Annotated in this window: 28 protein-coding genes and 1 pseudogene; 15 read left to right on the top strand and 14 right to left on the bottom strand. The window is 73.5% G+C overall.

Annotation, left to right across the window (positions count from 1 at the left end):
- Nucleotides 1-89 precede the first annotated feature (89 nt).
- The 7 genes from VE614_RS32070 to VE614_RS32040 form a co-directional block, all read right to left on the bottom strand.
- Nucleotides 90-758, bottom strand: coding sequence for an ABC transporter permease (locus VE614_RS32070; protein WP_324945340.1), 669 nt, complete (start codon nt 756-758; stop codon nt 90-92).
- The gene (locus VE614_RS32065; RefSeq protein ID WP_324945337.1) at nt 755-1405 is read right to left on the bottom strand and encodes an ABC transporter permease; all 651 of its coding nucleotides are present in this window, start codon (nt 1403-1405) and stop codon (nt 755-757) included. The genes VE614_RS32070 and VE614_RS32065 overlap by 4 nt, the downstream gene beginning before the upstream one ends.
- Entirely contained in the window at nt 1402-2586 is a 1185-nt protein-coding gene (locus VE614_RS32060) for an ABC transporter ATP-binding protein (RefSeq protein WP_324945334.1), read from the bottom strand. The genes VE614_RS32065 and VE614_RS32060 overlap by 4 nt, the downstream gene beginning before the upstream one ends.
- A gap of 89 nt (nt 2587-2675) precedes the next feature.
- Nucleotides 2676-2870 carry a hypothetical protein gene (locus VE614_RS32055; protein ID WP_324945331.1) on the bottom strand — a complete coding sequence of 65 codons (195 nt, stop codon included), beginning with the start codon at nt 2868-2870 and terminating at the stop codon, nt 2676-2678.
- A gap of 57 nt (nt 2871-2927) precedes the next feature.
- Nucleotides 2928-3677: an FAD:protein FMN transferase gene (locus VE614_RS32050; protein ID WP_324945328.1), complete on the bottom strand. Its 750-nt coding sequence runs from the start codon at nt 3675-3677 to the stop codon at nt 2928-2930.
- Nucleotide 3678: 1 nt separating this feature from the next.
- On the bottom strand, nt 3679-4104 hold the full coding sequence (locus VE614_RS32045; RefSeq protein WP_324945325.1) for an FMN-binding protein: 426 nt from the start codon (nt 4102-4104) through the stop codon (nt 3679-3681).
- A gap of 35 nt (nt 4105-4139) precedes the next feature.
- Nucleotides 4140-5477, bottom strand: a complete 1338-nt coding sequence (locus VE614_RS32040; protein WP_324945322.1) for a ferredoxin reductase family protein — start codon at nt 5475-5477, stop codon at nt 4140-4142.
- 176 nt (nt 5478-5653) lie between these two features.
- Here VE614_RS32040 and VE614_RS32035 point away from each other — a divergent pair, with 176 nt between their 5' ends.
- From VE614_RS32035 to VE614_RS32025, 3 genes are all read left to right on the top strand, one after another.
- Entirely contained in the window at nt 5654-6262 is a 609-nt protein-coding gene (locus VE614_RS32035; protein WP_324945319.1) for a response regulator, read from the top strand.
- Nucleotides 6259-6711, top strand: a complete 453-nt coding sequence (locus tag VE614_RS32030; protein ID WP_324945316.1) for an ATP-binding protein — start codon at nt 6259-6261, stop codon at nt 6709-6711. The genes VE614_RS32035 and VE614_RS32030 overlap by 4 nt, the downstream gene beginning before the upstream one ends.
- Before the next feature lie 249 nt (nt 6712-6960).
- Nucleotides 6961-8220 carry a cation:proton antiporter gene (locus tag VE614_RS32025; RefSeq protein ID WP_324945314.1) on the top strand — a complete coding sequence of 420 codons (1260 nt, stop codon included), beginning with the start codon at nt 6961-6963 and terminating at the stop codon, nt 8218-8220.
- Nucleotides 8221-8275: 55 nt separating this feature from the next.
- On the opposite strand, the gene msrB is transcribed toward VE614_RS32025, so the two are convergent.
- The 4 genes from msrB to VE614_RS32005 form a co-directional block, all read right to left on the bottom strand.
- Nucleotides 8276-8683 carry a peptide-methionine (R)-S-oxide reductase MsrB gene (gene msrB / locus VE614_RS32020; protein WP_324945311.1) on the bottom strand — a complete coding sequence of 136 codons (408 nt, stop codon included), beginning with the start codon at nt 8681-8683 and terminating at the stop codon, nt 8276-8278.
- Between the two features lie 13 nt (nt 8684-8696).
- Nucleotides 8697-10094, bottom strand: a complete 1398-nt coding sequence (gene murC / locus VE614_RS32015; protein ID WP_324945308.1) for a UDP-N-acetylmuramate--L-alanine ligase — start codon at nt 10092-10094, stop codon at nt 8697-8699.
- 77 nt (nt 10095-10171) lie between these two features.
- On the bottom strand, nt 10172-10645 hold the full coding sequence (locus VE614_RS32010; RefSeq protein WP_324945304.1) for an indole-3-glycerol phosphate synthase: 474 nt from the start codon (nt 10643-10645) through the stop codon (nt 10172-10174).
- Between the two features lie 178 nt (nt 10646-10823).
- Nucleotides 10824-11591 carry a pyrimidine reductase family protein gene (locus VE614_RS32005; protein ID WP_324945301.1) on the bottom strand — a complete coding sequence of 256 codons (768 nt, stop codon included), beginning with the start codon at nt 11589-11591 and terminating at the stop codon, nt 10824-10826.
- 298 nt (nt 11592-11889) lie between these two features.
- Here VE614_RS32005 and zapE point away from each other — a divergent pair, with 298 nt between their 5' ends.
- From zapE to VE614_RS31970, 7 genes are all read left to right on the top strand, one after another.
- Nucleotides 11890-13014 (top strand): cell division protein ZapE, encoded by a 1125-nt coding sequence (gene zapE, locus VE614_RS32000; RefSeq protein WP_324945298.1) that lies wholly within the window; start codon nt 11890-11892, stop codon nt 13012-13014.
- Between the two features lie 661 nt (nt 13015-13675).
- Complete coding sequence (locus tag VE614_RS31995) at nt 13676-14257, top strand: carbonic anhydrase (protein ID WP_324945294.1); 582 nt, start codon at nt 13676-13678, stop codon at nt 14255-14257.
- An 8-nt stretch (nt 14258-14265) separates the two neighbouring features.
- Nucleotides 14266-15723, top strand: coding sequence for a SulP family inorganic anion transporter (locus VE614_RS31990; RefSeq protein ID WP_324945291.1), 1458 nt, complete (start codon nt 14266-14268; stop codon nt 15721-15723).
- A 209-nt stretch (nt 15724-15932) separates the two neighbouring features.
- The gene (locus VE614_RS31985) at nt 15933-16733 is read left to right on the top strand and encodes a slipin family protein (RefSeq protein WP_324945288.1); all 801 of its coding nucleotides are present in this window, start codon (nt 15933-15935) and stop codon (nt 16731-16733) included.
- A gap of 100 nt (nt 16734-16833) precedes the next feature.
- Nucleotides 16834-18201: a PhoX family protein gene (locus VE614_RS31980; RefSeq protein ID WP_324945285.1), complete on the top strand. Its 1368-nt coding sequence runs from the start codon at nt 16834-16836 to the stop codon at nt 18199-18201.
- Nucleotides 18202-18304: 103 nt separating this feature from the next.
- Nucleotides 18305-19147 (top strand): polysaccharide deacetylase family protein, encoded by an 843-nt coding sequence (locus VE614_RS31975; protein WP_324945283.1) that lies wholly within the window; start codon nt 18305-18307, stop codon nt 19145-19147.
- A gap of 32 nt (nt 19148-19179) precedes the next feature.
- The gene (locus VE614_RS31970) at nt 19180-19368 is read left to right on the top strand and encodes a hypothetical protein (RefSeq protein WP_324945278.1); all 189 of its coding nucleotides are present in this window, start codon (nt 19180-19182) and stop codon (nt 19366-19368) included.
- On the opposite strand, the gene VE614_RS31965 is transcribed toward VE614_RS31970, so the two are convergent.
- Together VE614_RS31965 and VE614_RS31960 are read right to left on the bottom strand one after the other, a co-directional pair.
- Nucleotides 19360-20031, bottom strand: a complete 672-nt coding sequence (locus VE614_RS31965) for an ABC transporter (RefSeq protein ID WP_324945275.1) — start codon at nt 20029-20031, stop codon at nt 19360-19362. The two genes, VE614_RS31970 and VE614_RS31965, sit on opposite strands and share 9 nt — an antisense overlap.
- The gene (locus VE614_RS31960; RefSeq protein ID WP_324945427.1) at nt 20028-20891 is read right to left on the bottom strand and encodes an ABC transporter ATP-binding protein; all 864 of its coding nucleotides are present in this window, start codon (nt 20889-20891) and stop codon (nt 20028-20030) included. Before VE614_RS31960 ends, VE614_RS31965 begins: the two co-directional genes overlap by 4 nt.
- 43 nt (nt 20892-20934) lie before the next feature.
- Here VE614_RS31960 and VE614_RS31955 point away from each other — a divergent pair, with 43 nt between their 5' ends.
- Nucleotides 20935-21687, top strand: coding sequence for an aminoacyl-tRNA hydrolase (locus tag VE614_RS31955; RefSeq protein ID WP_324945272.1), 753 nt, complete (start codon nt 20935-20937; stop codon nt 21685-21687).
- A 306-nt stretch (nt 21688-21993) separates the two neighbouring features.
- Here the strand turns inward: VE614_RS31955 and VE614_RS31950 are convergent, their stop codons facing one another.
- Entirely contained in the window at nt 21994-22419 is a 426-nt protein-coding gene (locus VE614_RS31950) for a hypothetical protein (protein ID WP_324945269.1), read from the bottom strand.
- 229 nt (nt 22420-22648) lie between these two features.
- On the opposite strand from VE614_RS31950, the gene VE614_RS31945 reads away from it, so the two are divergent.
- The 4 genes and pseudogenes from VE614_RS31945 to VE614_RS31930 all read left to right on the top strand — a co-directional run bounded on the left by VE614_RS31945 (nt 22649) and on the right by VE614_RS31930 (nt 26256).
- Nucleotides 22649-22792, top strand: a complete 144-nt coding sequence (locus VE614_RS31945; protein ID WP_324945266.1) for a hypothetical protein — start codon at nt 22649-22651, stop codon at nt 22790-22792.
- A gap of 235 nt (nt 22793-23027) precedes the next feature.
- Nucleotides 23028-23870 carry a DUF1206 domain-containing protein gene (locus VE614_RS31940; RefSeq protein WP_324945262.1) on the top strand — a complete coding sequence of 281 codons (843 nt, stop codon included), beginning with the start codon at nt 23028-23030 and terminating at the stop codon, nt 23868-23870.
- Between the two features lie 106 nt (nt 23871-23976).
- A complete protein-coding gene (locus VE614_RS31935) occupies nt 23977-25323 on the top strand; it encodes a DUF692 domain-containing protein (RefSeq protein WP_324945260.1) in 1347 nt (448 codons plus the stop codon).
- A gap of 169 nt (nt 25324-25492) precedes the next feature.
- A pseudogene (locus VE614_RS31930) lies at nt 25493-26256 on the top strand (TIGR04222 domain-containing membrane protein).
- Nucleotides 26257-26343 lie beyond the last annotated feature (87 nt).

Genomic DNA, 26343 nt, shown 5'->3' with positions numbered 1-26343 from the left:
GGCCGGCCCCCGGAGTCCCCGGGTTCCTGGGTCCCCGGATCCCCGGGTTACTGGATCCCCGGGTTGCCGGATCCCCGCATCCTCGAGGTTCAGCCGCTGCGGCGCACACCCCGGGACACCGCCAGGCGGCCCGCCGCCCAGAACACGCCCAGCGTGGCCAGGGCCAGCGCGGCGACCAGGGTGGCGCCGCCCACGACCTTCTCGTAGTCGCGCTGATAGAGGCCGTCGACGATGTACCGGCCGAGGCCGCCGAAACTGACGTACGCCGCGATGGTCGCCGTCGAGACGATCTGGATGGCCGCCGAGCGCAGCCCGCTGAGGATCAGCGGCAGCGCCACCGGGAGTTCGACCCGCAGCAGCACGCCCGCCTCGCTCATCCCCATGCCCCGGGCGGCGTCCACCGGCGCCGGGTCGACGGAGCGCATCGCCTCGTAGGTGGTGACCAGGACGGGCGGCACGGCGAGCACCACCAGCGGGATCATCACCGGCGCGAGCCCGAGCCCGAGGATGACGAACATCAGCACCATCAGGCCGAAGCTGGGCAGGGCGCGGGCGGCGGTGGCGATCAGGGCGAGGGTGTTGCCGCCGCGCCCGGTGTGGCCGGTCAGCAGGCCGATCGGCAGTCCGACGGCGGCGGCGATGCCGAGTGCCATCAGCGTGTACCGGACGTGTTCGAGGAGCCGGGTGGGGATGCCGTCATAGCCCTGCCAGTGGGCGCTGTCGCTGAAGAAGGCCTCGACGAAGGTCAGTACGTTCACCGGACGGCACCCTTCGGCATCCAGGGCGTCACCAGCGCCCGCAGCAGGATCAGCGCGGCGTCCACCAGGAGGGCGAGGACGGCCGTGCCCACGACGGAGAGCCAGATCAGGCGCGGCTGGTGGTAGATCATGCCGCTGTTGAGCAGGTTGCCGAGCGCTCCCTGGTTGCCGATCAGCATGCCGACGCTGACCAGGGAGATGCTCGACACCGACGCCACCCGCAGGCCGGCGATGACCGCGGGGGCCGCGATCGGCAACTGCACCTGGAGATAGCGGCGTACGGGTCCCAGGCCCATGGCGGTGGCGGCGTCGAGGGTCTCGCGGGGCACCGAGCGGACGCCGTCCACGAGCGCCGGGACGAACACCACGAGGCTGTAGACGGTCAGCGGGATCATCACCGTCAGCTCGCTCAGGCCGGTGTAGTCGATGAGGACGACGAAGAAGGCGAGCGACGGGACGGCGTACAGCACGGTGGTCACCCACAGCACCGGCGGGTACAGCCAGCGCAGCCGTACGCACAGCTGGGCGATGGGCAGCGCCACGAGCAGTCCGGCCAGCACCGGGAGCAGGGCGATGCGCAAGTGCAGGACGACCAGGCCGAGGTAGCTGTTCTGGAGATCGCTGGGCAGGTCGAAGAGTTCGCTCATCGCGCGGCCTTCTCCGCGACTTCGCCGCTCGCGGGCTCACCGTCCCGCACGGGCTTTCCCGCGCTCGCGGGCTGCGCGTCGTTCGCGTGGGCGCCGCGGATGGCCTCGGCGATGGACTGCTGGGAGACCACCCCGGCCGCCCGGCCCTCGCCGTCCACGGCGACGGCCCAGCCCGTGGGCGAGAGCACCGCGCAGTCCAGCGCGGAGCGCAGCGAGTCCGTGCCGGCCGCGAACGGCCGCCCGCACGGCAGCAGTCGCTCCGGCCGCACCTGCCCGGCGGTCAGGTCGTGCGGCTCGGCCCAGCCGAGGGGCTTGCCGTCGACGCCGGTGACCAAGAGGTAGGGGGTGCCGGAGGCGGCGCGGGCGGCGATCTGCTCGGCGGTGGCGTCGACGGCGACGATCGGCGTGGTCAGCAGGTCGAGACCGGCGGAGGAGAAGAAGGAGAGCCTGCGGATGCCCCGGTCGGCGCCGAGGAAGTCCTCGACGAACGCGTCCGCGGGGTTCGACAGCAGCTCGGCGGGCGGCGCGAACTGGGCGAGCCGGCCGCCGGTGCGCAGGACGGCGACCATCGTGCCGAGCTTGACGGCCTCGTCGATGTCGTGCGTGACGAAGACGATCGTCTTGCCCAGCTCGTCCTGGAGGCGCAGGAGCTCGTCCTGGAGGCCCTTGCGGACGACCGGGTCGACGGCGGAGAACGGCTCGTCCATGAGCAGCACGGGCGGGTCGGCGGCCAGGGCCCGGGCCACGCCGACGCGTTGCTGTTGACCGCCGGAGAGCTGGTAGGGGTAACGGCGGGCGAGGGAGGCGTCGAGACCGACCCGCTCCATCAGTTCCCGGGCGCGGGCGCGGGCCTCGGACTTGCGCCGGCCGAGCAGGCGGGGGACGGTGGCGATGTTGTCGACGATCGTGCGGTGCTGGAAGAGCCCGGCGTGCTGGATGACGTAGCCCATGGAGCGGCGCAGTTCGTTGACGGGGCGCTGCCGGATGTCGGCCCCGTCGAGGAGGATGGTGCCCTCGCTGGGCTCGATCATCCGGTTGATCATCCGCAGGGTCGTCGTCTTGCCGCAGCCCGACGGTCCGACCAGGACCGTGATGGACCGGTCCGGGATCTCCAGTGACAGCCGGTCGACCGCCACCGTGCCGTCCGGGTATCGCTTGGTGACTGAATCTATCCGTATCAAATCGCCGGACACCCTTCGGGTTTGGCAGCTGCTGTCCGCTCTCGCCGGGCGGCGGGCCGTTGCGGGGAGAGTCTAGACCGGTTGTACGGCTACCAGATCAACAGACCGCCGCCGATTCCCGCCGCCCGCCGGGCAGTTGCCTCGACGCAGTCCGGGCGGCTGCCGATGTGCCGGGCGGGCTGGTCGACGGTACGGTCCGGCCGGCAGGTCGGCTCGGCCAGCTCCCGGAGCCCGGCGCGCACCGGGGCGCATTCGTCCAGGAAGACCTCCGCCGTCGGACTCATGCGCGCAGTGGACCGCGGCGCCCGGCCGGGCATCGAGCGATTTCCGGCCCCAGCCCCTCAGGCCGCCGCTCCCGCCTCCGCCGCCGCCCCCGCCAGCGGGACTCCCGCCGTGCGCCGCACCCTGCGTTCCGCGTCGATCGCGTACACCTCGCAGCCGGGCCGCCCCGCGGCCCAGGCGACGCCGGCCGGGCCCAGGGCGAAGGCGGCGGTGGCGACGGTGTCGGCCTCGGTGAGGGTGGGGGCGACGACGGTGACGCCGAGGAGGCCGGTCGCGGGGCGGCCGGTGCGGGCGTCGAGGATGTGGTCGCCGCGCTCGTAGCGGCCGGAGGTGGCGACCGCGCCCGCGGTGAGTTCCAGCACCGCGCACACCCGGCCGGCCTGTTCGGGGTGGCGTACGCCGATCCGCCAGGGTCCGCCCGCGACGACCACATCGCCCCCGGCGTTGAGACAGAACCGCCGTACCCCCGCACGGGTCAGCAGATCCGCCGCCCGCTGCACCGACCAGCCCTTGACCACCGCGCACGGGTCGAGGCCACGGCCGGGCACCCGGACGTCGAAGGCGCCGCCGGTGGCGGTCCGGTACCGCTCGCCGATGGCCAGCACCTCGGCGAGGCCGTCGCTGATCTCCCCGGGCGCGATCTCGCCCCGGTCCAGCCGGGACACCTCGCTGTCCGGCCGGAACGGGCTGAACCGCTCGTCGGCCTCGCGCAGCCAGGCGTAGACGCGGTCGGCCAGCCCCTCCGGGATCTCGGGGTCGTCGATCCGCAGCGAGACCGGAAAGCCCATCACCTGCTCGACGCGCCGCACGTCAGGCTCTCCTCGCGTCGAGCGCGGCCTGCAGCGACTCCTTGTAGCCCTCGCTGGTGATGGTCGCACCCGTCACCGAGTCGATGTCCGCGCTCTGCGCCTCCAGGGTTTCCTCGATCAGCACCGGTACCGCGTTGGTGGTCTGCGGATGATCCGGCTGCCGCAGCATGCGCACCGACGCGATCCGCTCCCCTTCGAACGTCACCTCCACCTGCACATCGCCCTTCTCGGTGGGGACGGTGGAGCCCGCCACCACGGCGGAGGAGGAAGACGAGGAAGGGAAGGGAGAGGGCGGGGCCGTCGCGGACGGTGTCGGGGCGGCGACGGTCTCATCCGGGGACGACGGGGCTTCCTGTGACGGTGCGTACCGCCAGACGGGGATCAGTCCGGCGACGGTCAGGACCAGGACGGGCAGTGCTCGCTTCACGTGTTCTCCTCTTCCAGCCGTTCTCGTCGGGCCTCTCAGCCGGCCAGGCTGAAGCGCTCGAAGTGGATCTGCGGCGCCGGTACGCCCAGGTCGCGCAGGCTGCGCCGGACCGCTGCGGTCATGCCGGGCGGGCCGCAGAGGTAGACGTCCCGGTCGGCGATGTCGGGGACGAGCCGGGCCAGCTCGGCGGGGGCCAGCTTGTCGGGGGTGGCGGGGCCGGTGACCAGGTACAGCTCGGCACCCTTGGCGTGCGCCAGCTCGCGCAGCTCGTCGTGGAGCACGGCGTCCCGCTCGGTGGCGACCCGGTGGATGACGACGGCGTGGCCGTGCAGTTCCTCCAGGAGCGCCCGGATGGGGGTCACACCGACGCCGCCCGCCACGAGGACCGCGTCGGGGCGGGTGCGGTGCAGCGCGGTGAACGCCCCGTAGGGGCCCTCGGCGAAGACCCGGGTGCCGGGTTTCAGGTGGCGCAGGGCGGCGCTCCCGTCACCGGCCGCCTTGACGGTGAGCCGGAGGGTGCGGCCGTCGGGCGCCGCCGACAGGGAGAACGGGTTGGCCTGCCACCAGCGGTCGCGGGTGAGGAACCGCCAGAGGAAGAACTGGCCGGCGCGGGCGGGCAGCCGGTCCAGGTCGCGGCCGGTGATGTGGACGGAGACGACGTCGTCGTTCTCGGGGACGACGGCCGAGACCCGCAGCCGGTGGCGCAGGTTGCGCCACAGCGGCAGCACCAGCCGGCCGAGCAGCACCGAGCCGAGGGCGGCGGTCCACACGGTCCACCAGTAGGCGGTGGCGGCGGGCGAGGCGACGAACGTGGTGCCCACGGCGACCTGGTGGGTGAAGGCGAGGACGACCGCGAGGTAGGTGTAGAGGTGGACGAAGTGCCAGGTCTCGTAGGCCAGCCGGCGCCGGGCGAAACGGGCCGAGACGGTGCCGACGACGAGGATCAGGGCGAGCGCGACGACCGCGCGGAGCACGCCTTCGACGGTCTCGGCGAGGTCGACCAGCTGGTTCACCGGGTCCAGCCCGGACGAGTCCGCGTAGCCGAAGGTGATGAACACGGCGTGCGCGAGCAGCGTCCACAGCAGCGAGAAGCCGGTCCAGCGGTGCCACAGGGTGAGCCGGTCCATGCCGATCCGGCGGTCGAGCCAGGGCAGCCGGGCCACCAGCAGCAGCTGGAAGGCCATGAGCAGCGCGCCGTACAGGCCGGCCAGCCGGCCGAGCAGGATCAGGGTGTTGGAAGCGAATCCGGCCTGGACGAAGAAGAAGGTGACCACGGCCGCGTTGGCGGCGAGCACGGCGTACAGCCCGGTGCGCGCCACCACCTTGGGACGTATCGCCGTGCGGGGCCGGGGAGGCGATTGGACGGTCGTCACGGATGCCAACTCCTTGGTCGGGGCCCGCGGGCACCCGGTGGATCGGACCTGAGGACACCGAGCTTGTCCGCCCGGAGCTGTCGATCTCCTGTCGTACAACTTTCAAGGGTGTATCGATCGGTGTCCGCGCGCCGCCCCGGACTGGTCCGTCCGGGTGGATCGCGCACTATGACCGGGTGGAAAGAGTGCGCCTCCTCGTCGTGGACGACGATCCGCCCATCGCCGACCTCGTCGCCACGGTCGCCCGCTACGAGGGCTGGGAGGCGGTCACCGCGAACACCGGCGAGCAGGCGCTGCGCCGGGCGGCGGAGTTCCGCCCGGACATCGTGGTGCTCGATCTGATGCTGCCCGACCTGGACGGTTTTGGCGTCCTGGACCGGCTGCGCGGCTCGGGCACCATGGTGCCGGTGGTGTTCCTCACCGCGCGCGACGGCGTCGCCGACCGGGTGGCCGGGCTGACCCGCGGCGGCGACGACCACCTGGTCAAGCCGTTCGCGGTGGAGGAGCTGATGGCCCGGCTGCGGACCGTGCTGCGGCGCAGCGCCGGACCGCGCGTCCAGCGGTCGGTGCTGCGGGTCGGCGACCTGACGATTGCGCACCCCGCTGTTGTCCGTGCGGGGCTACGCGGACCCGTTCCAGTACGCCGCCGCAAACGAGCCGGCGGAACGCGAACGGCATCTGGCACGGCTGCGCGCAAAGGCCGCCCGGATGGGGGGTCCTGCTGGACGATCTGCTGCTGCTCGCCCGGCTCGACGCGGCCGAGGCGGAGACACCGCTGCGGATGACGGAGGCCGATCCGGCCGAACTGGTGGAGCAGGCCGCCGACGCGTTCCGGGCCGGTCACCCGGACCATCCGCTGACCGTGCGGACCGGGAAGGGGCCGATGCGGCTGCGGCTCGATCCGCAGCGGATCCGGCAGGTGCTGGACAACCTGCTCACCAACGCGGCCGTGCACACCCCGGCCGGGACCGAGGTGTGCGTGGCGGCCTCGGTCACGGCCGGGGCGGCCCTGATCCGGGTCACCGACGCGGGACCCGGTATTCCGGCCGCCGACCGGGAGCGGGTCTGCGACCGCTTCTACCGCGTGGACAAGGCCCGCAGCCGCGACCGGGGCGGCAGCGGCCTGGGCCTGTCCGTGGCGGGCTCCCTGGTGCGGGCGCACGGCGGCACCATCGCGGTGGCCAGTGCGCCGGGCCGGACGGAGTTCACCGTCCGGCTGCCGGTGCGCCCGTGATACCGGAACCCCGCTCCAGCCTTTCAGAACCCTCGGGAGACGTCCGTCCGGTGACATTCCGTCAGGCCGGAGCGCGGAGGCGGCGGTCCCCATGACCCTCCCCCCTCGGAAGCACGCCCGGCCCGCCATGCGCCCCTGCACGCCCTCATTGCTTTCGGCCCTTTTTCGCGACCGGTTCACCGCGCGGACGCAGAGGCAAGGATTCGCCCCAGGCAGTTCTGCCGACCGCGACGGACGGAGACGGACCACATGACCGCTCAACAGACCACGGCACTGCTCGCGGGTCTCGCCGTGCTCGTGATCCTGGCCCGGCTGCTCGGCGCGCTGGCGCGCCGCCTCGGTCAGCCCGCGGTGATCGGCGAGGTGCTGGCCGGCATCGCGCTCGGGCCGACCCTGTTCCACGGGGCGATCTCCGATGCCCTCTTCCCCGACGACATACGGCCCCTGCTGGGCGCCCTCGCCGCGGTCGGCATCGCCGTCTTCATGTTCATCATCGGCCTGGAGTGGGACGCCACGCTGATCCGGGGCATCGGAAGCCTCGCCGCCACCGTCTCCCTCAGCTCCGTCCTCCTGCCCTTCGGACTCGGCGCGGCCCTGGCCCTCTATCTGCTGAACGACCACGCCGCCGACGACCGGACGGCGTTCATGCTCTTCATGGGCATCGCCATGTCGATCACGGCGTTCCCGGTGCTGGCCCGGATCCTCACCGACCGGGGCATGTCCCGCAGCCCGCTCGGCGTGGTGGCGCTGGCCTGCGCCTCGATCGACGACGTGCTCGCCTGGTCCCTGCTCGCCGCCGTGGTCGCCCTCAGCGGCTCGGCCGGTTCCGAGGAGTGGCGGATCCTGCTCGCCGTGCCCTACCTGCTGGGCATGTTCTTCGTCGTACGCCCCCTGCTGCGCCGGATCATGGCGCGCCGGACCGATCTCCGGCTCACCCCGACCGTGTTCGCCTGCGTGCTCGCCGGACTACTGCTGTCGGCCGCCGCCACCGAGTGGCTGGGCCTGCACTACATCTTCGGGGCGTTCCTGTTCGGGGTGATCCTGCCGCGCCAGGGCACCGCGCAGCTGCGCGAGGACGTCCACGACCGCCTCGGCCAGATGAGCGGCACCCTGCTGCTGCCGGTGTTCTTCCTGGTCGCCGGCCTCAAAGTCGATCTGTCCGGGCTCGACGCGAGCGGGCTCGGCGACTTGGCGCTGATCCTCGTGGTGGCCATCGGCGGGAAGTTCGCGGGCGCGTTCGCCGCCGCCCGCCTGAACAAGATGCCGGTCCGGGAGTCCACCGCCCTGGCCACCCTGATGAACACCCGCGGCCTGACCGAACTCATCGTCCTGAACGTCGGCCTGCAACTGGGCATCCTCGGCCAGGACCTCTACTCGCTCATGGTCGTCATGGCCGTGGTGACGACGGCGATGGCGGGCCCGCTGCTGAACTGGATCCTGGGCCGTCCGACCGGGGAGGACCGGGAGCCCGCCCGCGCGCCGAAACCCAGCGCCGACCGCGCGGCCTGACACCGCGCGGTCACCGGTCAGCTCAGCTGCCCTCGGCGGTCAGCTCTCTCGGCGGTCAGCTCTCCTCGGCGGACAGCTTCAGCGCGATGCTGTTGATGCAGTACCGCTGGTCGGTCGGGGTCGGGTAACCCTCCCCCTCGAAGACGTGCCCGAGGTGCGACCCGCAGCGCGCGCAGCGCACCTCCGTTCGCACCATCCCGTGCGAGCGGTCCTCCACCAGTTCGACCGCGTCGGTGTCCTTGGGGTCGAAGAAGGACGGCCAGCCGCAGTGGGAGTCGAACTTGGTGTCCGAGGTGAACAGCTCCGCGCCGCAGGCCCGGCAGGAGTAGACGCCCCTGGCCTTGGTGTCCGTGTACTCACCGGTGAACGCGGGCTCGGTCGCGGCCTGGCGCAGCACGGCGTACTCGGCCGGGCTCAGCTCCGCCCGCCACTGCTCGTCCGGCTTCTCGACGTCGTACGACATGTGCTTCAGCCCCTCACTTCGACTGGCGCGACAGACGGTCCAGGATGCGCGGGCCGAGGTCGGTGACATCGCCCGCGCCCATGGTGAGAACCAGATCGCCGGGGCGGGCCATTCCCGCGATCTCGTCCGGTACGCCGGCCTTGTCGGGCACGGCCGTCACCTCGGCGCCCGCCGCGCGGGCCGCGTCGATGATCAGCTCGCTGGTGACGCCGGGGATCGGGTCCTCGCGGGCCGGGTAGATGTCCAGGACCACCGAGGCGTCGGCGAGCGCCAGCGACCGGCCCATCTCCGTGCCCAGCTCCTGGGTGCGGGAGAACAGGTGGGGCTGGAAGACGACGAGGATGCGGGAGTCGCCGGCCGCCGCCCGCATGGCCTCCAGGTCGGCGGTCATCTCGGTCGGGTGGTGGGCGTAGGAGTCGATCACCTGGACCCCGGCGGCCTCGCCCTTCAGCTGGAGGCGCCGCTTGACGCCGGTGTACGCGGCGAGCGCCGGTGCCAGTTCCGCCGCCGGGATGCCGAGCGCCGCGCCCGCCACGAGGGCGGCGACGGCGTTGTGGGCGTAGTGGCGGCCGGGCACGGAGACCGTGAAGGTGAGCGGCGTGCCGTCCAGCTCGACGGTCACCTCGCTCTTCAGGCCCTGCGGGACGACGGACAGCACACGGACGTCGGCGTCCGGCGACTCGCCGTACGTGACGGTCTTCACGGTGCCCGCGAGGCGGCGGGTCAGCTCTCGCGCCCCCTCGTGGTCCGCCGAGATCACCAGGGTGCCGCCGGGCACGATCTTGCCCGCGAAGGTCTCGAAGGACTCGTAGATCTCGTCGATGGAGGCGTAGTTGGCGTGGTGGTCCAGCTCCACGTTGAGGACGATGGCGACCTCGGGCGCGTACTTGTGGAAGCTGCGGTCGCTCTCGTCCGCCTCGGCGACGAAGATCTCGCCGTCGCCGTGCAGCGCGTTGGAGCCGGGCGCGTCCAGGTCGCCGCCGATGGCGTACGACGGGTTCAGGCCCAGAGCGGAGAGGGAGACCGCGAGCATCGACGTGGTGGTGGTCTTGCCGTGCGTGCCGGCCACCGCGATCGGGCGCAGGCCGTCCATCAGCGCGGCGAGGGCGTCGGAGCGGTGCACCACCGGGATGCCCAGCTCGGCCGCGCGGGCCAGCTCCGGGTTGTCGGCGCGGATCGCCGACGACACGACCACGCAGCTGGCGTCGTCGGCCAGGTGCTCGGCCGCGTGCCCGATGTGCACCGTCGCGCCCAGCGCGCGCAGTGCCTCGGCCGTCGCGGACTCCTTGGCGTCACTGCCCGCGACCTTGGCGCCGCGCTGCGTCAGGATCTTGGCGATGCCCGACATTCCGGCTCCGCCGATGCCGATGAAGTGCGGTCGGTCCATGGCGGTAGGAAGGCCGGGTGCCATGCGTTGTTCTCCCCAGGATTGCGGTACGTCGGTGGGCGCGCCCCGCGGCGGTCCGCCGGGGGGCGCGCCGCCCAAGCCTATGCCTTGCTGTGGGAGAACAGTTTGAGCACCGGCACGCCGACCTTGTGCCGCGCTCTCGACGCCCAGTCCCGGTGGAAGAACTCCTCCACGTAGTGGGGGTCGGTCAGGACGATCACCTCGTCCGCCCCGACCTCCGCGACCAGGGACTTCAGGGCGTCCAGGGGGTGGTCCTCGATGAGCCGCCCGTCGGCGGAGCTGCCCGCCGCGCGCAACGCCGCCAGCGACACCTCCAGGGCCCGTTCGCCCTCGCTCCTGGCCTCCTCGCCCTCCGGTGTCTCGCCCTCGCGCACGGCCTCCTCCACCGCGCCGATGGCGAGGTCGTCGATGGCCCGCAGCAGGCGGTCGGCCTGCTCGCCGCGCGGCTGGAGCAGGACGTGGAAGCGGACCGGCTCGTCCCCGTGCAAGGTCGTGACGAACTCCACGTCGGCGGACGTCAGGGCCTTCTCGATCATCAAAACGCTTGTGAACACCAGGCGCCCCTTCTCCTCCGAGGGCTCTCGACGCCCTCAGTCCTCCGCGGGCCGTACCAGGCCCTGCGGAAACCATCCTGCCCCGTGATCGCACGGGTACTGCGAGTCCTAGTGTGCCCAGCGGAAGTTAAGCGGAGCGACACATTCCGCTGAGCCGGAATGACAGATTCCATCACACTCACGACCGACGGTAGCGGGAGAAGAGGAACCCGCCCTCCTCCAGCAGCGACACCAGGCCGTACTGCTGCGGCACCGCCACACCCGGCCCGCCCGCGATCCGCTGGGCGTCGCCCGCGGTGAGCATCGGCGAGACGGTCAGGCACAGCTCGTCCAGCACCCCGGCCGCGACCAGCTGTCCCAGCAGGCGCGGCCCGCCCTCGGTGAGCAGCCGGGTGTGCCCCAGCTCGGCGAGCTCCCGCACCGCGCGGGCGGGCTCCACGCCCACTCCGTCACCGGCGACCACCACGCGGGCACCGGCCTTCTCGGCGGCGGCGACCCGCTCCGGGGGTGCCGCGGCACCGGTCAGTACCAGGGTGGGCACCAGCGGTGAGGTGAACAGCGGGAGTGAGAAGTCCAGCTCCAGGCTCGCGGAGACCACGGCGATGGCGGGGGCGGGCCCCTGTCCGGCCGCCTCCCGCAGGGCCGCGAAGTCCGCGCGGGCCTTCGCCGGCCGGTATCCCTCCCGCCGGACCGTTTCAGCACCGACCACGACCGCATCGGCCAGGGCGCGCAGCGTGCCGAAGATCCGCATGTCGGCCGCGCCGGAGATGGGCTGGGACCGCCCGTCGTGCTGCGCGGCCCCGTCCAGGGTGGACACCATGTTGGCCCGCAGCCAGGCCACCGGCTCCCCCGGCCTCGGCGCGGGATAGGCATAGGCCTCCGCCAGCTCGGCAAGGCTCCACTCACGATCATCGGCCTCGGCGGCCACAGGGAACAGGCGTCGCATGCGGTGCAGTGTTCCACGCCAGAGCAATACGGAACGTATTCAGCGAAGACGGCCCGCGACGAACACGACCGGCCAGTGCGACTCCACCACCGACGCCGCACCTGCACGACGGCGGCACCCCCGGAGGGGCGCGGGGAGCTGCGCGACCAACCACGACGCACCGCACCCACCCCACCGCACCGCACCGCAGAAGGTGCGCGGGGAACTGCGCGACCAGCCCCAACGCCGCCGCAGCCGCCCGCCCACCGGGTCCCGCACGCCAGCAGGCGCCCCGAAACACCCCGTAGCATGGATAACCGTGTCCAGCACCCCCGCCCCCGCCAACCGCCCCCCGATAGCCGACGCGGCAGCCCCCCTCTCGCTGTGCGCCCGCGAGCCCCACGTGCCCGCGGAGCGCCTCGTCGCGGAGATGGTCCCCCCGCCCCGCTTCGACTCGGTCCGCTTCAGCACGTACATCCCGGACCCGAACCAGCCCAGCCAGACCGAGGCCGTCCACGTCCTCGAATCCTTCGCGGGGGGCCTCGGCGGCGCGCACGCCAGCGGAAAGGGCACGGTCCGGCGCGGCTTCCTCGGTTTCGGCAGGGCCAAGGCCCCCAAGGCCCCGGCCGGGCCCCGGGGCGTCTACCTGGACGGCGGCTACGGCGTGGGCAAGACCCACCTGCTGGCCTCCCTCTGGCACGCCACCCCCGCCGAGCCCGCCCTGAAGGCCTTCGGCACCTTCGTGGAGCTGACGAACCTCGTCGGCGCCCTCGGCTTCCAGCAGACCGTGCGGACCCTGTCGGGACACCGCCTGCTGTGCATCGACGAGTTCGAGCTGGACGACCCGGGCGACACGGTCCTGGTGTCGACGCTGCTCGGCAAGCTGGTCGAGGCCGGTGTCGCGCTCGCCGCCACCTCCAACACCCTGCCCGGCAAGCTCGGCGAGGGCCGTTTCGCGGCGGCCGATTTCCTGCGCGAGATCCAGGGCCTGTCCGCCCACTTCCGCGCCCTGCGCATCGACGGCGAGGACTACCGCCACCGCGGTCTGCCGGAGGCCCCGGCCCCGTTCTCCGACGAGCAGGTGACGCAGGCGGCGTACGCCACCGAGGGCGCCTCCCTCGACGAGTTCCCGCGGCTGCTGGACCACCTGGCCCGCGTCCACCCCAGCCGCTACGGCGCGCTGACGGACGGCCTGAAGGCGGTCTGCCTCACCGGTGTGCGGCCGGTGCCCGACCAGTCGACCGCGCTGCGGCTCGTCGTCCTCGCGGACCGGCTCTACGACCGCGAGGTCCCGGTCCTCGCCTCCGGGCTGCCCTTCGACCGGCTGTTCAGCGAGGAGATGCTGAAGGGCGGCTACCGGAAGAAGTACTTCCGGGCGATCTCGCGTCTGACCGCGCTGGCCCGTGACGCCAAGCGGCTGGTGACGCCCTCGGAAGCCCCATAGCCCCTATCGCAGTACTACGTCATGATCAAGATCCACTTCCGGCCAATTACCCCTCACTTTTGAGGCTCTCTCCCGCTGGATACGTCGAGTTAACCCTGCAAACGACTTTGCAGGGTTAACGTGTTTCTTGACCAGCTGTTGACCAACCGTTGGTCCGGACTAGAGACGTGAACAGAGCGGAAGGGAACTCATGTTCCGAGCTGCGACGGGATGGACCGCACTGCGGTTCCTCGCCGCCGTGCTGCTCACCCTTTGCTCCCTCGGCGTTTCCGCATCGTTAGCACACGCGTACGCGGATCGCCCACTCGCAGATGGCGCCCAGGCTGGAATCATCCCTTCCGCTACGGCGCCGGCCCCCGAGCCTCCGCTGCACCTCGGTCCGTTCCGCGGGGACCCGACCGGTCCCCCACCTCACCGCACCGCCGGGCCCACCCCCGGGACAGCCGGACGGCCGCTCCCGCCCCGGGGCCCGGAACCAGGGGCCGGACTCGACGCGCCCGCGCCCAGCGTCGTGCGCGACCACGCGTCGAGACCCTCCAGATCGCACACTCCGGCCGCCCTCCAGGTGTTCCGCTGCTGATCCAGCAGAGCGACCCCCCACACCGCCCTCTGTCATGCACGCCCGACGCGCCCCCACGGCGCGCCAGGAGGAGTCACCACCATGCAGCCCCTCATCGACAACGCCCGCACGTTCGGACAGCGCCCTGAGGAGTTCGCCAACCTCGCGGCAGGCCAGTCCCCCGAGGTCCTGTTCATCACCTGTTCCGACTCCCGGGTCGTCCCGGCCCTGATCACGGGCGCCCGTCCCGGCCAGCTCTTCGAGCTGCGCACCGCGGGCAACATCGTGCCCCCGTACGCCTCCGGCACCCCCACCGGCGAGGCGGCCACCATCGAGTACGCCGTGGAAGTCCTCGGCGTCCAGGACATCGTGGTCTGCGGGCACTCCCACTGCGGTGCCGTCGGCGCGCTGGTGCGCGGCGACGACCTCGCCACCGTGCCCGCCGTACGCGACTGGCTGGCGCACGCCGCCGACGAGCCGAAGGCCGCCGACCCGGCGGACCCGGAGGTCGCCGAGGCGGTGCAGCACCACGTGCTGTCCCAGCTGCTCCGGCTGCGGTCCTACCCGTGCGTCGAACGGCGGCTGGCGGACGGCCGGCTCCGGCTGCGCGGCTGGTACTACGAGGTGCACACCGGCCGGGTCCGCGAACACCGCGCGGACACCGACGCGTTCGAGGCGCTGTGAGTCCCGCCATGACCAAATACCCCTTCCTCAGGCAGGACTTCGCCGCCTCCCTCGTCGTCTTCCTGGTCGCGCTGCCGCTGTGCGTCGGCGTGGCCGTCGCCTCCGGCGTCCCGGCCGAAGTCGGCCTGATCACCGGCATCGTCGGCGGCATCGTCACCGGTCTGCTGCCCGGCAGCAGCCTCCAGGTGTCCGGCCCCGCGGCCGGAATGACCGTGCTGGTCTTCGAGGCGGTGCAGGAGTTCGGGCTGCCCGCGCTCGGCGTGATCGTGCTCGCGGCCGGGCTGCTCCAGCTCGTGATGGGCGCCCTGAAGCTGGGGCGCTATTTCCGGGCCATCTCCCTCTCGGTCGTCGAGGGCATGCTGGCCGGTATCGGCCTGGTCATCATCGCCGGGCAGTTGTACGCGGCGGCGGGGCTGAAGGCGCCCGCCTCCGGCATCGACAAGATCCTCGGACTCCCCGGGGCGGCCGTCGACGCGTTCGGCAGCACCGAGGCGCTCGTCTCACTGGCGGTCGGCGTGGGCACCATCGCGGTGATGGTCGGCTGGAAGAAGCTGCCCAAGCAGGTCCAGTCCGTGCCGGGCGCGCTCGCCGCGGTGGCCCTGGCGACGGTGGCCACCCTGGCGCTCAGCCTGCCGGTGGCCACGGTGGAGGTGAACGGCCTGCTGGACTCCGTCCAGCCGCCCGGCCTCGACGCGTTCGGCGAGCTGGCGAGCCCGGCGCTGCTCGGCACCGTCCTGGCCTTCACGCTGATCGCGTCCGCCGAGTCGCTGTTCAGCGCGGCGGCCGTGGACCGGCTGCACGACGGTCCGCGCACCGAGTACGACAAGGAGCTGATGGCGCAGGGCGCGGGCAACGCGGTGTGCGGCGTGCTGGGCGCGCTGCCGATGACCGCGGTGATCGTGCGCAGCTCGGCGAACGTGGCGGCGGGCGCGAAGACCAAGGCCTCCCGGGTGCTGCACGGCGTCTGGCTGCTGCTGTTCGCGGCGCTGCTGCCGTCCGCGCTGGCCCTCATACCGCTGCCCGCGCTGGCCGGCATCCTGGTCCACGCGGGCTGGAAGCTGATCCCGTTCCGGCAGATCGCCACGCTGTGGCGGGGGCACCGCGGCGAGGCGCTGATCCTCGTGGTCACCGCGGTGTCGATCGTGGCGGTGAACATGTTCGAGGGTGTCCTCATCGGTATCGCCCTGTCGGTCGTCAAGACCGCCTGGGAGGCCTCGCACGTCAGGGTGGAGGTCGTCGACAAGGGCGCCGGGCCGGTGCAGGCGTGTCTGTCGGGCAACGCGACGTTCCTGCGGCTGCCGAAGATCCTCAGCAGCCTGGAGTCCCTGCCCCAGGACCGCCCGGTCGAGCTGGACCTGTCGGGTCTGCACCACCTCGACCACGCCTGCCGTACGGCGCTGGAGAGCTGGGCCGAGCGGCACAGTCAGAGCGGCATCGAACCGGTGAAGCTCACCATGGCCGCCTGATCCCGCGCGACGTTTCCGCACGATTCCGCCCGGCGCCCGGTCCGGGGCCCGCCGTGGCCCCGGACCGGGCGCCGGGCATATCGTGTCACCATCAGACATATCGGACCTTCGGGCTTCGGGCTTCCGGGCTCCCGGGCTTCGGGCTTCCGGGCTTCGGGCTTCCGGGTTTCGGACCTCCGGGCTTCAAGCCTCTGGACGAGGAGGTCGTCATGGTGGAGGAGCTGCTGGGGGCGGCCGCGGCGGTCGGTTCCGCGGGCGTCGTGTACGTCGCGGCGGCGGCGCGGGTCGTGAAGCAGTACGAACGCGGGGTGGTCTTCCGGCTGGGCCGGGTGCTGGACGGCGTACGCGGGCCCGGTTTCACCCTGATCGTTCCGTTCGTCGACCGGCTGCACAAGGTCAACCTGCAGATCGTCACGATGCCCGTGCCGGCCCAGGAGGGCATCACCCGGGACAACGTGACCGTGCGGGTCGACGCGGTGGTGTACTTCAAGGTCGTCGACGCGGCGAGTGCGCTGATCAAGGTCGAGGACTACAAGTTCGCCGTCTCACAGATGGCCCAGACCTCGCTGCGCTCCATCATCGGCAAGAGCGACCTCGACGATCTGCTGTCCAACCGGGAGAAGCTCAATCAGGGCCTGGAACTGATGATCGACAGCCCGGCCGTCGGCTGGGGAGTCCAGGTGGACCGGGTGGAGATCAAGGACGTGTCGCTGCCGGAGACCATGAAGCGCTCGATGGCCCGGCAGGCGGAGGCGGACCGGGAGCGCCGGGCCCGGATCATCAACGCCGACGCCGAGCTGCAGGCGTCGAAGAAGCTGGCGGAGGCCGCCCATCAGATGGCCGACGCGCCCTCCGCCCTCCAGCTGCGGTTGCTCCAGACCGTGATGGCGGTCGCGGCGGAGAAGAACTCCACCCTGGTGCTGCCGATCCCGGTGGAGCTGCTGCGATTCCTGGAGCGAGGCCGGGACGCGGGGGCGGAACAGAGCCCTCCGCCCGCGCTCGACACCTGAGGCCGGACCCATGAGGTGCTACGCGCGTTGTTCCCGTGGCGGACGGTAGATGGTAGACACAGCGGATCACTGTCCTGTCCGCCAGCAGGAAGGTACCTCCATGTCTGTGTCCCGTCGTCAGGTCCTCGCCCGCACCGGTGCCCTCGGAGTGGGCATCGCGTTCACCGGAGCCGTCTCCGAGCTGTTCGCGGGCACGGCCGCCGCCCAGGAAGTGGGCCACACCGGCTACGGACCGCTCGTCCCCGACCCGAACGGCCTGCTCGACCTGCCGAAGGGCTTCCGCTACAAGGTGCTGTCCCGCGAGGGCGACCCGCTGCGCTCCGGCGAGGGCAAGGTGCCCTCCAACCACGACGGCATGGCCGCGCTGCCCGGCCGCGGCGGCCGGGTCCATCTGGTCCGCAACCACGAGAACCGCGCGACGGCCCGCCTCGGCGTTCCCACGGTCGACGGCCTGACCTACGATCCGGCGGGCAAGGGCGGCTGTACGGCCCTCACCCTGGACGCCCGCGACAACGTGCTCTCCGAGCGGGTCGCCGTCGCCGGCACGGCCGTCAACTGCTCGGGCGGGCCCACCCCTTGGGGTACCTGGCTGACCTGCGAGGAGACCGAGGACAAGGCGGGCACCAACGGCTACACCAAGGACCACGGGTTCATCTTCGAGGTCGACCCGGCCGACCCGCGCCGCACCGGGGCGGTCCCGCTGACCGCGATGGGCCGCTTCCAGCACGAGGCGGTCGCCGTCGACCCGAGGAACGGCATCGTCTACGAGACCGAGGACGCCTTCATCCAGCCCTTCGGCCTCTTCTACCGCTTCCTCCCGAACAAGCCGCTCGGCGGCACCGGCGCGCTGCGCGCGGGCGGGCGCCTCCAGGCGATGCGGGTGCCCGGTGTGCCCGACCTGTCGGCCGTCCAGGAGCCGGGCGCCTGCTTCGACGGCGTCGAGTGGGTGGACGTCCCCGACCCGCTGGCCAAGCAGACATCGGTCCGCCTCCAGGACTACGGCAAGAAGGGCATCACCCGCGCGCAGAAGCTGGAGGGCTGCTACTGGGGCGGGCGCAGCGTCTACTTCGTGTCGTCGTACGCCCGCAGCCAGGAGGGATCGGCCGGCGACCACTTCGGGCAGATCTGGCGCTACGACCCGGACCGGCGGCACCTCACCCTGGTGGTCGTCTTCGGCCCGGACACCGACGTCCAGCTGCCGGGCGAGTCCCCGGACAACATCTGCCTCGCGCCCAGCGGCGGTCTGATGGTCTGCGAGGACGGCAACGGGGCGCAGCACGTCTTCGGCGTCACCCGCAAGGGGGAGGTGTACGAGATGGCGCGCAACCGCCAGGCCATCGGCACCGAGGAGGAGCCGGAGTGGGGCGAGTTCGCCGGCGTCGCCTTCTCCCCCGACGGCCGGACGATGTACGTCAACTGCTACACGCCCGGCACGACGTTCGCGGTGACGGGACCCTGGCGCGGATAGGCCCCGGCCCCGGCCGTCCGGCCGGGTGACTTCCGGCGGACGCTGAGCGCACTGTCGGCGACGCGGGCCCGATAAGCCCGCTTCACCCCCTTACGTTCATACGATGATCCTTCTCGTACGACGTATCGCCGCCGTCTGTGCGCTCGGCGCCGCGCTCGCCGCGTGCGGCGCCCCCGAGGCCGCCCGCACCGCCTCCCGGGCCGCCCCGCCCGCCCCCGCCGCCTCCGCCCCGTCCCGGCCGGCCACCCTGGCGCCCGGCCCCGGCGGACTGACCCCCGTGTTCCACCACGGCCCTCGAAGCGGCGGGAAGACCGTCGCGCTCACCTTCGACGCCGACATGACCGCCGACCAGGGGCCGAGAGCGGCGGCGGGCGAACGCTTCGACCACCCCCGGCTGATCACCACGCTGCGGACGCTGAAGGTGCCGGCCACCGTCTTCATGACGGGCCGCTGGGCCGAGGAGTACCCGGCCCAGGCCCGCGCCATCGGCCGGGACCCGCTGTTCGAGGTCGCCAACCACTCCTACAGCCACTACGCGTTCACCGACGACTGCTACGGCCTGCCGACCGTCGCCGGGAACCGGATGCGGGCGGACGTGGAACGGGCGTACGCCGCCTTCCGCGCGGCCGGTGTCCCGGACGCCAAGCCGTACTTCCGCTTCCCCGGCGGCTGCTACGACCGCCGCGCCCTGCGCGCGCTCAGCGGCACCGGCGTCACCGCCGTGCAGTGGGACGTGGTCGGCGGCGACGCCTTCGCGACGGACGCCGACGCGGTCGCCCGGCAGGTGCTGGACGGCGTACGGCCCGGCTCGGTGGTCGTCCTGCACTGCACCCGCAGCGCCGCGCCGACGACCGAGCGGGCGATCCGCACGATCGTGCCGGAGCTGCGCCGCCAGGGCTTCCGCTTCGTGAAGGTGTCGGAGCTGATCGGGTCGGCACGACGCTGACCGGCCCGCGCCGACCGGCCTACGCTGGAGACATGAGCGAGGCCGAGGTCAACGACTACTGCCTGATCGACGCGAGCAGACCGCCCAAGGCGGACGGGCCGCCGTACGCGGAGTGCGTGCTGTGCCGGGAGCCGACGGAGCACCCCGAGTCGTACAAGGGGATCACCCTCTGCCCGGTCTGCGAGTGGCAGGAGGCACAGCGCACCTCCTGCTCAGGCTGACCGGCGGGAGCCGAGCGCGCACGCCACGGCGGTCGCCGCCGCCGCGAGCAGCGCCGCCGCGCCCAGCGGCAGCAGCGGGAACGGGACGGCACCCGAGCGGGAGCCGGTGACCAGGCCGCTGACCGCCGCGTTCGCCGGGGAACCGGTGAGCACCAGCGACAGCAGCGCGGCCAGCAGCAGCGCGGGCACCGCCCGGCCGGTCGAGCGCAGCACCGGGCGGCTGGTGAGCGCGCCGACGGCGGTGCCGAGCAGAGCGCAGGCGAGCGCGGCGAGCAGCCCCGCGGCCCCGGCCGGGAGCCGGGGCACCCGGGTCTGCCCGTCGGCGCTCGCCGGGTCGCTGATCAGCGTCACGGCGAGGGTCGCGAGGCCACCGAGGGCCGTCGCCGCGGCGAACGCCACCAGCAGGCACGCCAGATGCGCCCGGGCCGGCCCGGCCGCGGCGGCGGTACAGGCGCGCGCCGCGGCCGGTTCGCCCTCGGCGCAGATCCGGGCCAGCCAGGCGGCGACGGGCAGCAGCGCGGCGGCCGCGTAGCCGAGCGAGTCCAGCACCGGCTGCCCGCCCTGCACGCTCACCGCCAGGAAGACGGCGTACAGGATGAACGGCGGCAGCCACCGCTGCGAGCGGAGCAGCAGCGCGGCCTGATAGCGGACAAGGGCGGTCATCGGGGGCTTTCCGGATCGGCGGGAGTGCGCACGGACACGACGTGCCAGGGCGGGGCCGCCGTCAGCAGGGCGCGCAGCAGGACATCGGAATGGGCGGCGGGGACGGTGATCCGGTGGGCGCCGGGGGCCGTCTCGGCGGCCGAGGCGGCCAGGCGCAGGGCGTCGGCGGGCAGCGGCGCGCCGGGCGGTCCCTGCACCTCGACGGTGGCCCGCGGGCCGGGCGCGGGCGCCGTTTCCCCGGTACGGCGGTGCAGGGCGCCGTCGCGGACGGTGTGGACGGCGACGGCCGCGCCCGCCAGCCTCCGTGGGTCGTGGTCGACGAAGACGACGGCGCCCCCGGCCGCCGTCCGCTCGGCGACCGCCCGCTCCAGTTCGGCGCGGGCGGCGGTGTCCAGGCCGGTCCACGCCTCGTCCAGCACCAGCAGCTCCGGATCGGCGAGCAGCGCCTGCGCGACGGCCACCTTCTGGCTGCTGCCCTTCGACAGCCGCCGCATCGGCGTGTGGGCGTACGCCCCGGCGCCGAAGCGCTCCAGCCAGATGTCGGCGGCCCGGGCGGCCCCCGCGCGGGACAGGCCGTGCACGGCACCGAGGTGGCGGAGATAGCCGGCGGGGGTGAACGGCAGGGCCGGCGGAAAGCGTTCGGGGACGTAGGCGGTGCGCGGGCGGCCGGTGACGCGGCCCTCGGTGGGGGCGTCCAGGCGCGCGAGCAGGCGCAGCAGGGTGGACTTTCCGGTGCCGTTGGCGCCCTCCACGCGGATCAGGGCGCCGGGCGGCACGGACAGGTCGACACCGCGCAGCACCCAGGAGCCGCGCGGCCCGTAGCGGCGGCCCACTGCCTCCAGTCGCAGCTCTCGCCCCACCACGCCCCTTTCCCCCGGTCTTCCGCCTGGCAGACTGAAGGACGTGACACAGGATGCCTCCGTTCCCGATCCCGCCGATCCCTCCGCTTCCGACGGCAGCCCCTTCCGTGCCGCCCGCTCCGGCCGCGACGAGGCCCCGCAGTTCGTGCTGCCCCTGGTCGTGCGCATCGAGCGGGCCGCGCCCCCGGCGCGCACCGACGCGCTGGAGACGGCGGCTCGCGCGGTGCTCGTGATGCTCGCCGACGACCGGTCGCTGGGGGACGGCGAATGGGCCCGGGCCGTGCGGGACTGGCAGGACGCCCGGATCCGCAAGGTGGTGCGGCGAGCGCGCGGCGCCGAGTGGCGGCGGGCGCAGGCGCTGCCCGGGATCACGGTCACCGGGAAGGCGGCGGAGGTGCGGGTGTTCCCGCCGGTGCCGCTGGACGGCTGGCCCAGGGAACTGGTGAAGCTCCAGGTGTCCGGGACCGAACTCGACGACCCGGAGTCCCCGGCCCCGGCGGATCCGGGCGCGCCGGTGCTGTGGCTGAACCCCGGGGTGGAGATGTCCGCGGGAAAGGCGATGGCGCAGGCCGGGCACGGCGCCCAGCTCGCCTGGTGGGAACTGTCCGACCAGGAGCGCGCGGACTGGCGCGACGCCGGTTTCCCGCTCGCCGTCCGCATCGCCGACCCGGCGGACTGGGGGCAGCTGACCGCGAGCGGCCTGCCGGTCGTCCGGGACGCCGGTTACACGGAGATCGCCCCCGGCTCCTGCACGGTCGTCGCCGACCATCCGGCACTGCGCCGGCCTCGGGCCTAGGCGGTTGGACGCCATCCAGGGGTGTCCCCCGCCGCCGCGGGTTCGTCACCGCGCGAGCGTCCGTCGGCTCGCGCCTCGGCCGGTGACGTAGTGCCGGGTGAGTGGCCCCCGCCGGGGCGGGGTCGCGGTGGGCCCCGCCGGGGCGCGGTCATCGGGTGCGGTGTGCGCGGCGGGCGGCGGTGAACACGGCGGCGGCCGGCGTGCCGGTGTCGTCCGGCCGCCGGCACGCCGCCGTACGGTGCGGCAGCTGCGGACACGCCGGCCGACAGCCCGTCAGGGCCCGTGGGTGCCGCGGTGTCCGCGCGGTCAGATGCGCCCGCCGGTCAGGCGCGTGATCGGCCCGTGCCCGCTGCGCTCGACGAGGCGGCCCGCCACGAAGGACGCCGTGGCGAGGGCCCCTACTCCCGTCGCGGCCCCGGCGGCGATCAGCTTGCGGTTCCTGACGACCGCCCAGGCCGTCGTGGCGGCCGAGGCCACTTGGCCCGCGGCCGACACCACGGTGCCCCGGGTGCTCGCGAGCGCGGTGCCCGCGGAGGTGACCGCCCGGGATGCCCCGGCGGACACCGACCGGGCCGCTCGCGCGGCGGTGTCGCCCGGTGAAGCGGTCTTGTCCCCCGCCTTCGACGCGGCGTTCCCGGCCTTCGTCGCGGTGTCCCCCGCCTTCGAGGCGGCAGTCTTCGCGGTACGGGCGGCGCGTCCCGTCTTGCCTTCCTGCTCCTGTGTGTTGGCCATGGCATCCGCCTTACCGCATCCGCCGCGGGCAAACTCGACGGCCCGGCGCGGTCCGGGATCCGCCTTCTTCCGTGTCCCTCCGTGCCCTTCCGTATCCTTGCGCGTCCTTCCGCGTCCTTGCGCGTCCTTGCGCGTCCTTCCGCGTCCTTCCGCGTCCTTCCGCGTCGCGCGGGTAGACGAGCGGAAGGGAGGCGAGTCGCCCTCCCCGCACCGCACTCATGGAGGTGTCATGCCCGGCATACTGAACCGGCTCAAGCAGTACAGCCGCAGCCCTCAGGGCCGACGGACCATCGCGTCGGCACGGCGCGCGGCGTCGAACCCCCGCACCCGGGCGCAGGCCCGCACGCTCCTCGGCAGGCTGCGTCGCCGGTGAGCGCGCTCCCGCACCCGCTCGCGGGAAGCGACGAGCAGCCGACGGCGGGCCGCCGCTCCGCTTCGTCCGGGGCGGCGGCCCGCGCCGCGTCCGCCCCCGGACGCGGGCGGCACCGGGCGCATACCCCGTACCGCCGGGGGCATCCGGGCCCGTGCCGGCATCGCACACCGCCGGGTGGGGCGACGACAGGAGGGCAGCGGCCATGGCGACCGGATCGTCCGTGACTCGAGGCTGGATGAGGACCCGTCTTCACCCGACGCGCGGTACGGGGGCCGCCCGGGCCCGCCGCGCGGCGAACGGCTCGGTCGTCGACGCCGGGGCCCGCTGGGGCCTGGTGGCGCGCGGCACGATCTATCTGCTGATCGGTGTGCTGGCGCTGCGCATCGCCACCGGGGGCGGTGGGTCCAGGGAGGCGGACAGCAGCGGCGCCGTCCAGGAGCTGGCCCGGCAGCCGTTCGGTGAGGCACTGGTGTGGGCGATCGGCATCGGCCTGGTCGGCATGGCCGTGTGGCGGTTGTCCGAGGCCGTGTTCGGGGCCTCCGGCCCGGACGGCCGCAAGGCGTCCAAGCGTGCCCTGAACGCCGGGCGCTGCGTCTTCTACGGATTCGTGGCGTTCTCCGTGCTGACGTTCGTGACCTCCTCCAAGAACAGCGAGGGGAGCGACGCGACGTCGCGGGACCTCGTCTCGCGCGCCCTCGAACTGCCCCTCGGCCGCTGGCTGGTGGGTCTCGCGGGTCTCGTCGTCCTGGGGGTCGGCGTCGGGATCGGGGTGCGCGCGGCCCGGCGCACGTTCCACAAGCACCTCATGAAGGCGCGGATGTCCCGGCGGGTTCAGCGCGTCGTGGACGTCCTGGGGGTGACCGGCGGGGCGGCGCGCGGTCTGGTCTACGCGGCGGCCGGTGTCTTCGCCGTGATCGCCGCCGTGGACTACGACCCCGGGAAGGCCAAGGGGCTGGACGGCACGCTGCGCGCCTTCGCCGGCACCCCGGCGGGACCGTGGCTGCTGGCCCTGGTGGCGCTCGGCCTGGCCGTCTTCGGTCTGTTCTCCATCGCGCTGGCCCGCTACCGCAGGGTGTGAGGCGGAACCTCAAATGTTGCTCTGAAGGTGCGCGCGGCGGGGTTCGGGCGCCGACGGCGGGGCCATACCCCCTGCACATCGTGCGGAGCACCTGGAGGTGGGGGGCGTGGAGCGACTCGGGACGGGGATCGGGTGGCGGCCGGAGATCGCGGACGCCGTCGAGGCGATGCCGGGCATCGACTGGGTGGAGGTCGTCGCCGAGAACGTGTGCCCCGGCCATCTGCCGGACTCGCTGCGGCGGTTGCGCGAGCGCGGGGTGACCGTCGTGCCGCACGGTGTCTCCCTGGGGCTCGGCGGCGCGGACCGGCCGGATCCGGGCCGGCTCACGGCGCTGGCCGAGCGGGCCGAGGCGCTGGGTTCGCCGCTGGTCACCGAGCACATCGCGTTCGTCCGCGCGGGCGGGCCGCTGACCGCCTCGCCGCAGCTGGAGGCGGGCCATCTGCTGCCGGTGCCGCGCACCCGGGACGCTCTGGACGTGCTGTGCGAGAACGTGCGGATCGCGCAGGACGCGCTGCCGGTGCCGCTGGCGGTGGAGAACATCGCCGCGCTGATCTCCTGGCCGGGCGAGGAGATGACCGAGGGCCAGTTCCTGTACGAGCTGGCGGACCGCACGGGCGTACGGTTGCTGATCGATGTGGCGAACCTGCACACCAACCACGTCAACCGCGGGGAGGACCCGGCCGAGGCGCTCGCCGAACTGCCCCTGGAGGCCATCGCGTACGTCCATGTCGCGGGCGGTTTCGAGCGGGACGGCGTCTGGCACGACAGCCACGCCCACCCCGTCCCGCGTCCGGTCCTCGGCATCCTGGCCGACCTCGCCTCGCGGGTCTCCCCGCCGGGCGTGCTGCTGGAGCGGGACGAGAACTTCCCCGCGCCGGCGGAGCTGGCGGGAGAACTGGGGGCGATCCGGGAGGCGCTGCGGGAGGGCCGTGCGCGGGCGACCGCGACTCCGGGTGCCGACACTGCGGGGGCCGACACTGCGGGGAGGGGGACCCGGAAGCCCGGGACTCCGCGGCTCGGGACTCCGGCGGCTGGGTCCGCCCCCGCCCGCGAGCGGCTCGGTCTCGCTCAGGCCGCCCTGCTCTCCGCGCTCGTCGCCGGGACGCCCGCGCCGGAGGGGTTCGACCGCGTGCGGCTGGGAGTGCAGGCGCGGGCGCTGGCCGGGAAACGGGCGGGGATCGTGGCGAAGCTGGCACCGGAGCTGCCGGGGCTGCTCGGGGCCACGTACCGGACAGAGTTCCTGGCGTACGCCCACGGCCGTCCGATGACCGGCGGCTACCGGCGCGACGCCCTGGACTTCGCCGAGCACCTGCTGTGCTCCGGCCGGCTGGAGGCGCGGGTGCGGCGGGAGGTGCGGACGTGGTGGCGGGAGCGGTCGGGTCCGGTGCCGTACTCGGCGCGCCCGGCCGTACGGCTGGCCCGGGGCGCCCGCCGGATGCTGCTGGGCCGCTGACCGGCGCGGGCGCCTCCGCCGCCGTACGCCCGCGGGGGAAGCGCACCCATGTGCGGTGCCGCGGCAGGCGGCACCCTGCGCGAAACGGAACGTCACAGACCGGCAACGCCGCGTCCGGATCGTGAACGGCCCATGGCGTTCACCGGATCGCCGGCATAGAAAACACGGCATGTTCTGGGTCCTCCTCCTGCTGCTCGCCTGGGCCGCCGCCGGCGCGGCGTGCGCCTCGCTGTGCCTGGCCGCCGTGCGCACGGCCCACGACGGCGCGACCGGGACACACGAGCTGACGCCGTACGAGGCCGCGTTCCTGTCCGGCGGCCCCGCCCGGGTCGCCGATCTCACCCTGGTCTCCATGGCCCGCCAGCGGCGGCTGCTGCTCGCGCACACCGGCTGGGCGACCGTCGTCGACCCGCGCGGGCGCGACGAGTTGGAGCGCTCGGTGATAGGGGCGATCGGGCCGCAGGGGCAGTCCCCGCTCGCTCCGGTACGGGCCGCCGCTGCCACCGCCGATGCGGTGCGCGCGCTCGCCGACCGGCTGGTCCGCGCGGGCCTGGCCGTACCGCCCGGAGCCCGGACGACGGTGGCGGCGGGTGTCCGGCGGGTGCGGCTCGCCGCGCTGGCCGTGGTGGCGCTCGGCACGACCGCGCTGCTGCTGCCCGGCGAACCGGGACTGGCGCGTCCCCTGGTGGCGTGCTGGTTCGCGCTGCCGCTCGCCCTCGCCCTGAGCTGCCTGGCCCTGGCGCGCATCGAGGCGCACCCGTACTCGCACTGGGCCTCCCCGGCCGGGCAGCGGCTGCTGGCCGCGCTGCCCCGGCAGCCCGGCGACCGTGCCGACGAGCGCGCGTACCTCACCTCGGTCGCCGTGCACGCGCGGTCGCCGAGCCGGAGCTGCGGGCGGCCTTCGAGCGGAGCGGACCGGCCTGGCGCGACTGACGGCTCCTCAGCGCGCGGCCGGCACCCGCGCCATCGCGGACAGGTCCGCAGGGACCCGTAGGGGCCGTTCAGGGGGCATGGGGAAGC

It is taken from the genome of Streptomyces sp. (genome assembly GCF_035645055.1).
Taxonomy (GTDB): domain Bacteria; phylum Actinomycetota; class Actinomycetes; order Streptomycetales; family Streptomycetaceae; genus Streptomyces.
The sequence above is the reverse complement of the archived record's forward strand: the minus strand, read 5'-3'. Positions and strand labels throughout refer to the sequence as shown.

What these genes read in the sequence shown, in the direction of transcription:
- VE614_RS31980 (WP_324945285.1), top strand. Translation starts at nt 16,834, where the DNA reads ATGTCTGTGTCCCGTCGTCAGGTCCTCGCCCGCACCGGTGCCCTCGGA.
- VE614_RS31990 (WP_324945291.1), top strand. Translation starts at nt 14,266, where the DNA reads ATGACCAAATACCCCTTCCTCAGGCAGGACTTCGCCGCCTCCCTCGTC.
- VE614_RS32030 (WP_324945316.1), top strand. Translation starts at nt 6,259, where the DNA reads ATGACGGAGGCCGATCCGGCCGAACTGGTGGAGCAGGCCGCCGACGCG.
- VE614_RS31965 (WP_324945275.1), bottom strand. Translation starts at nt 20,031, where the DNA reads ATGACCGCCCTTGTCCGCTATCAGGCCGCGCTGCTGCTCCGCTCGCAG.
- murC (WP_324945308.1), bottom strand. Translation starts at nt 10,094, where the DNA reads ATGGCACCCGGCCTTCCTACCGCCATGGACCGACCGCACTTCATCGGC.
- VE614_RS31940 (WP_324945262.1), top strand. Translation starts at nt 23,028, where the DNA reads ATGAGGACCCGTCTTCACCCGACGCGCGGTACGGGGGCCGCCCGGGCC.
- msrB (WP_324945311.1), bottom strand. Translation starts at nt 8,683, where the DNA reads ATGTCGTACGACGTCGAGAAGCCGGACGAGCAGTGGCGGGCGGAGCTG.
- VE614_RS32065 (WP_324945337.1), bottom strand. Translation starts at nt 1,405, where the DNA reads ATGAGCGAACTCTTCGACCTGCCCAGCGATCTCCAGAACAGCTACCTC.
- VE614_RS32005 (WP_324945301.1), bottom strand. Translation starts at nt 11,591, where the DNA reads ATGCGACGCCTGTTCCCTGTGGCCGCCGAGGCCGATGATCGTGAGTGG.
- VE614_RS32025 (WP_324945314.1), top strand. Translation starts at nt 6,961, where the DNA reads ATGACCGCTCAACAGACCACGGCACTGCTCGCGGGTCTCGCCGTGCTC.
- VE614_RS31950 (WP_324945269.1), bottom strand. Translation starts at nt 22,419, where the DNA reads ATGGCCAACACACAGGAGCAGGAAGGCAAGACGGGACGCGCCGCCCGT.
- VE614_RS31970 (WP_324945278.1), top strand. Translation starts at nt 19,180, where the DNA reads ATGAGCGAGGCCGAGGTCAACGACTACTGCCTGATCGACGCGAGCAGA.
- VE614_RS31975 (WP_324945283.1), top strand. Translation starts at nt 18,305, where the DNA reads ATGATCCTTCTCGTACGACGTATCGCCGCCGTCTGTGCGCTCGGCGCC.
- VE614_RS31945 (WP_324945266.1), top strand. Translation starts at nt 22,649, where the DNA reads ATGCCCGGCATACTGAACCGGCTCAAGCAGTACAGCCGCAGCCCTCAG.
- VE614_RS31985 (WP_324945288.1), top strand. Translation starts at nt 15,933, where the DNA reads ATGGTGGAGGAGCTGCTGGGGGCGGCCGCGGCGGTCGGTTCCGCGGGC.
- VE614_RS31995 (WP_324945294.1), top strand. Translation starts at nt 13,676, where the DNA reads ATGCAGCCCCTCATCGACAACGCCCGCACGTTCGGACAGCGCCCTGAG.
- VE614_RS32055 (WP_324945331.1), bottom strand. Translation starts at nt 2,870, where the DNA reads ATGAGTCCGACGGCGGAGGTCTTCCTGGACGAATGCGCCCCGGTGCGC.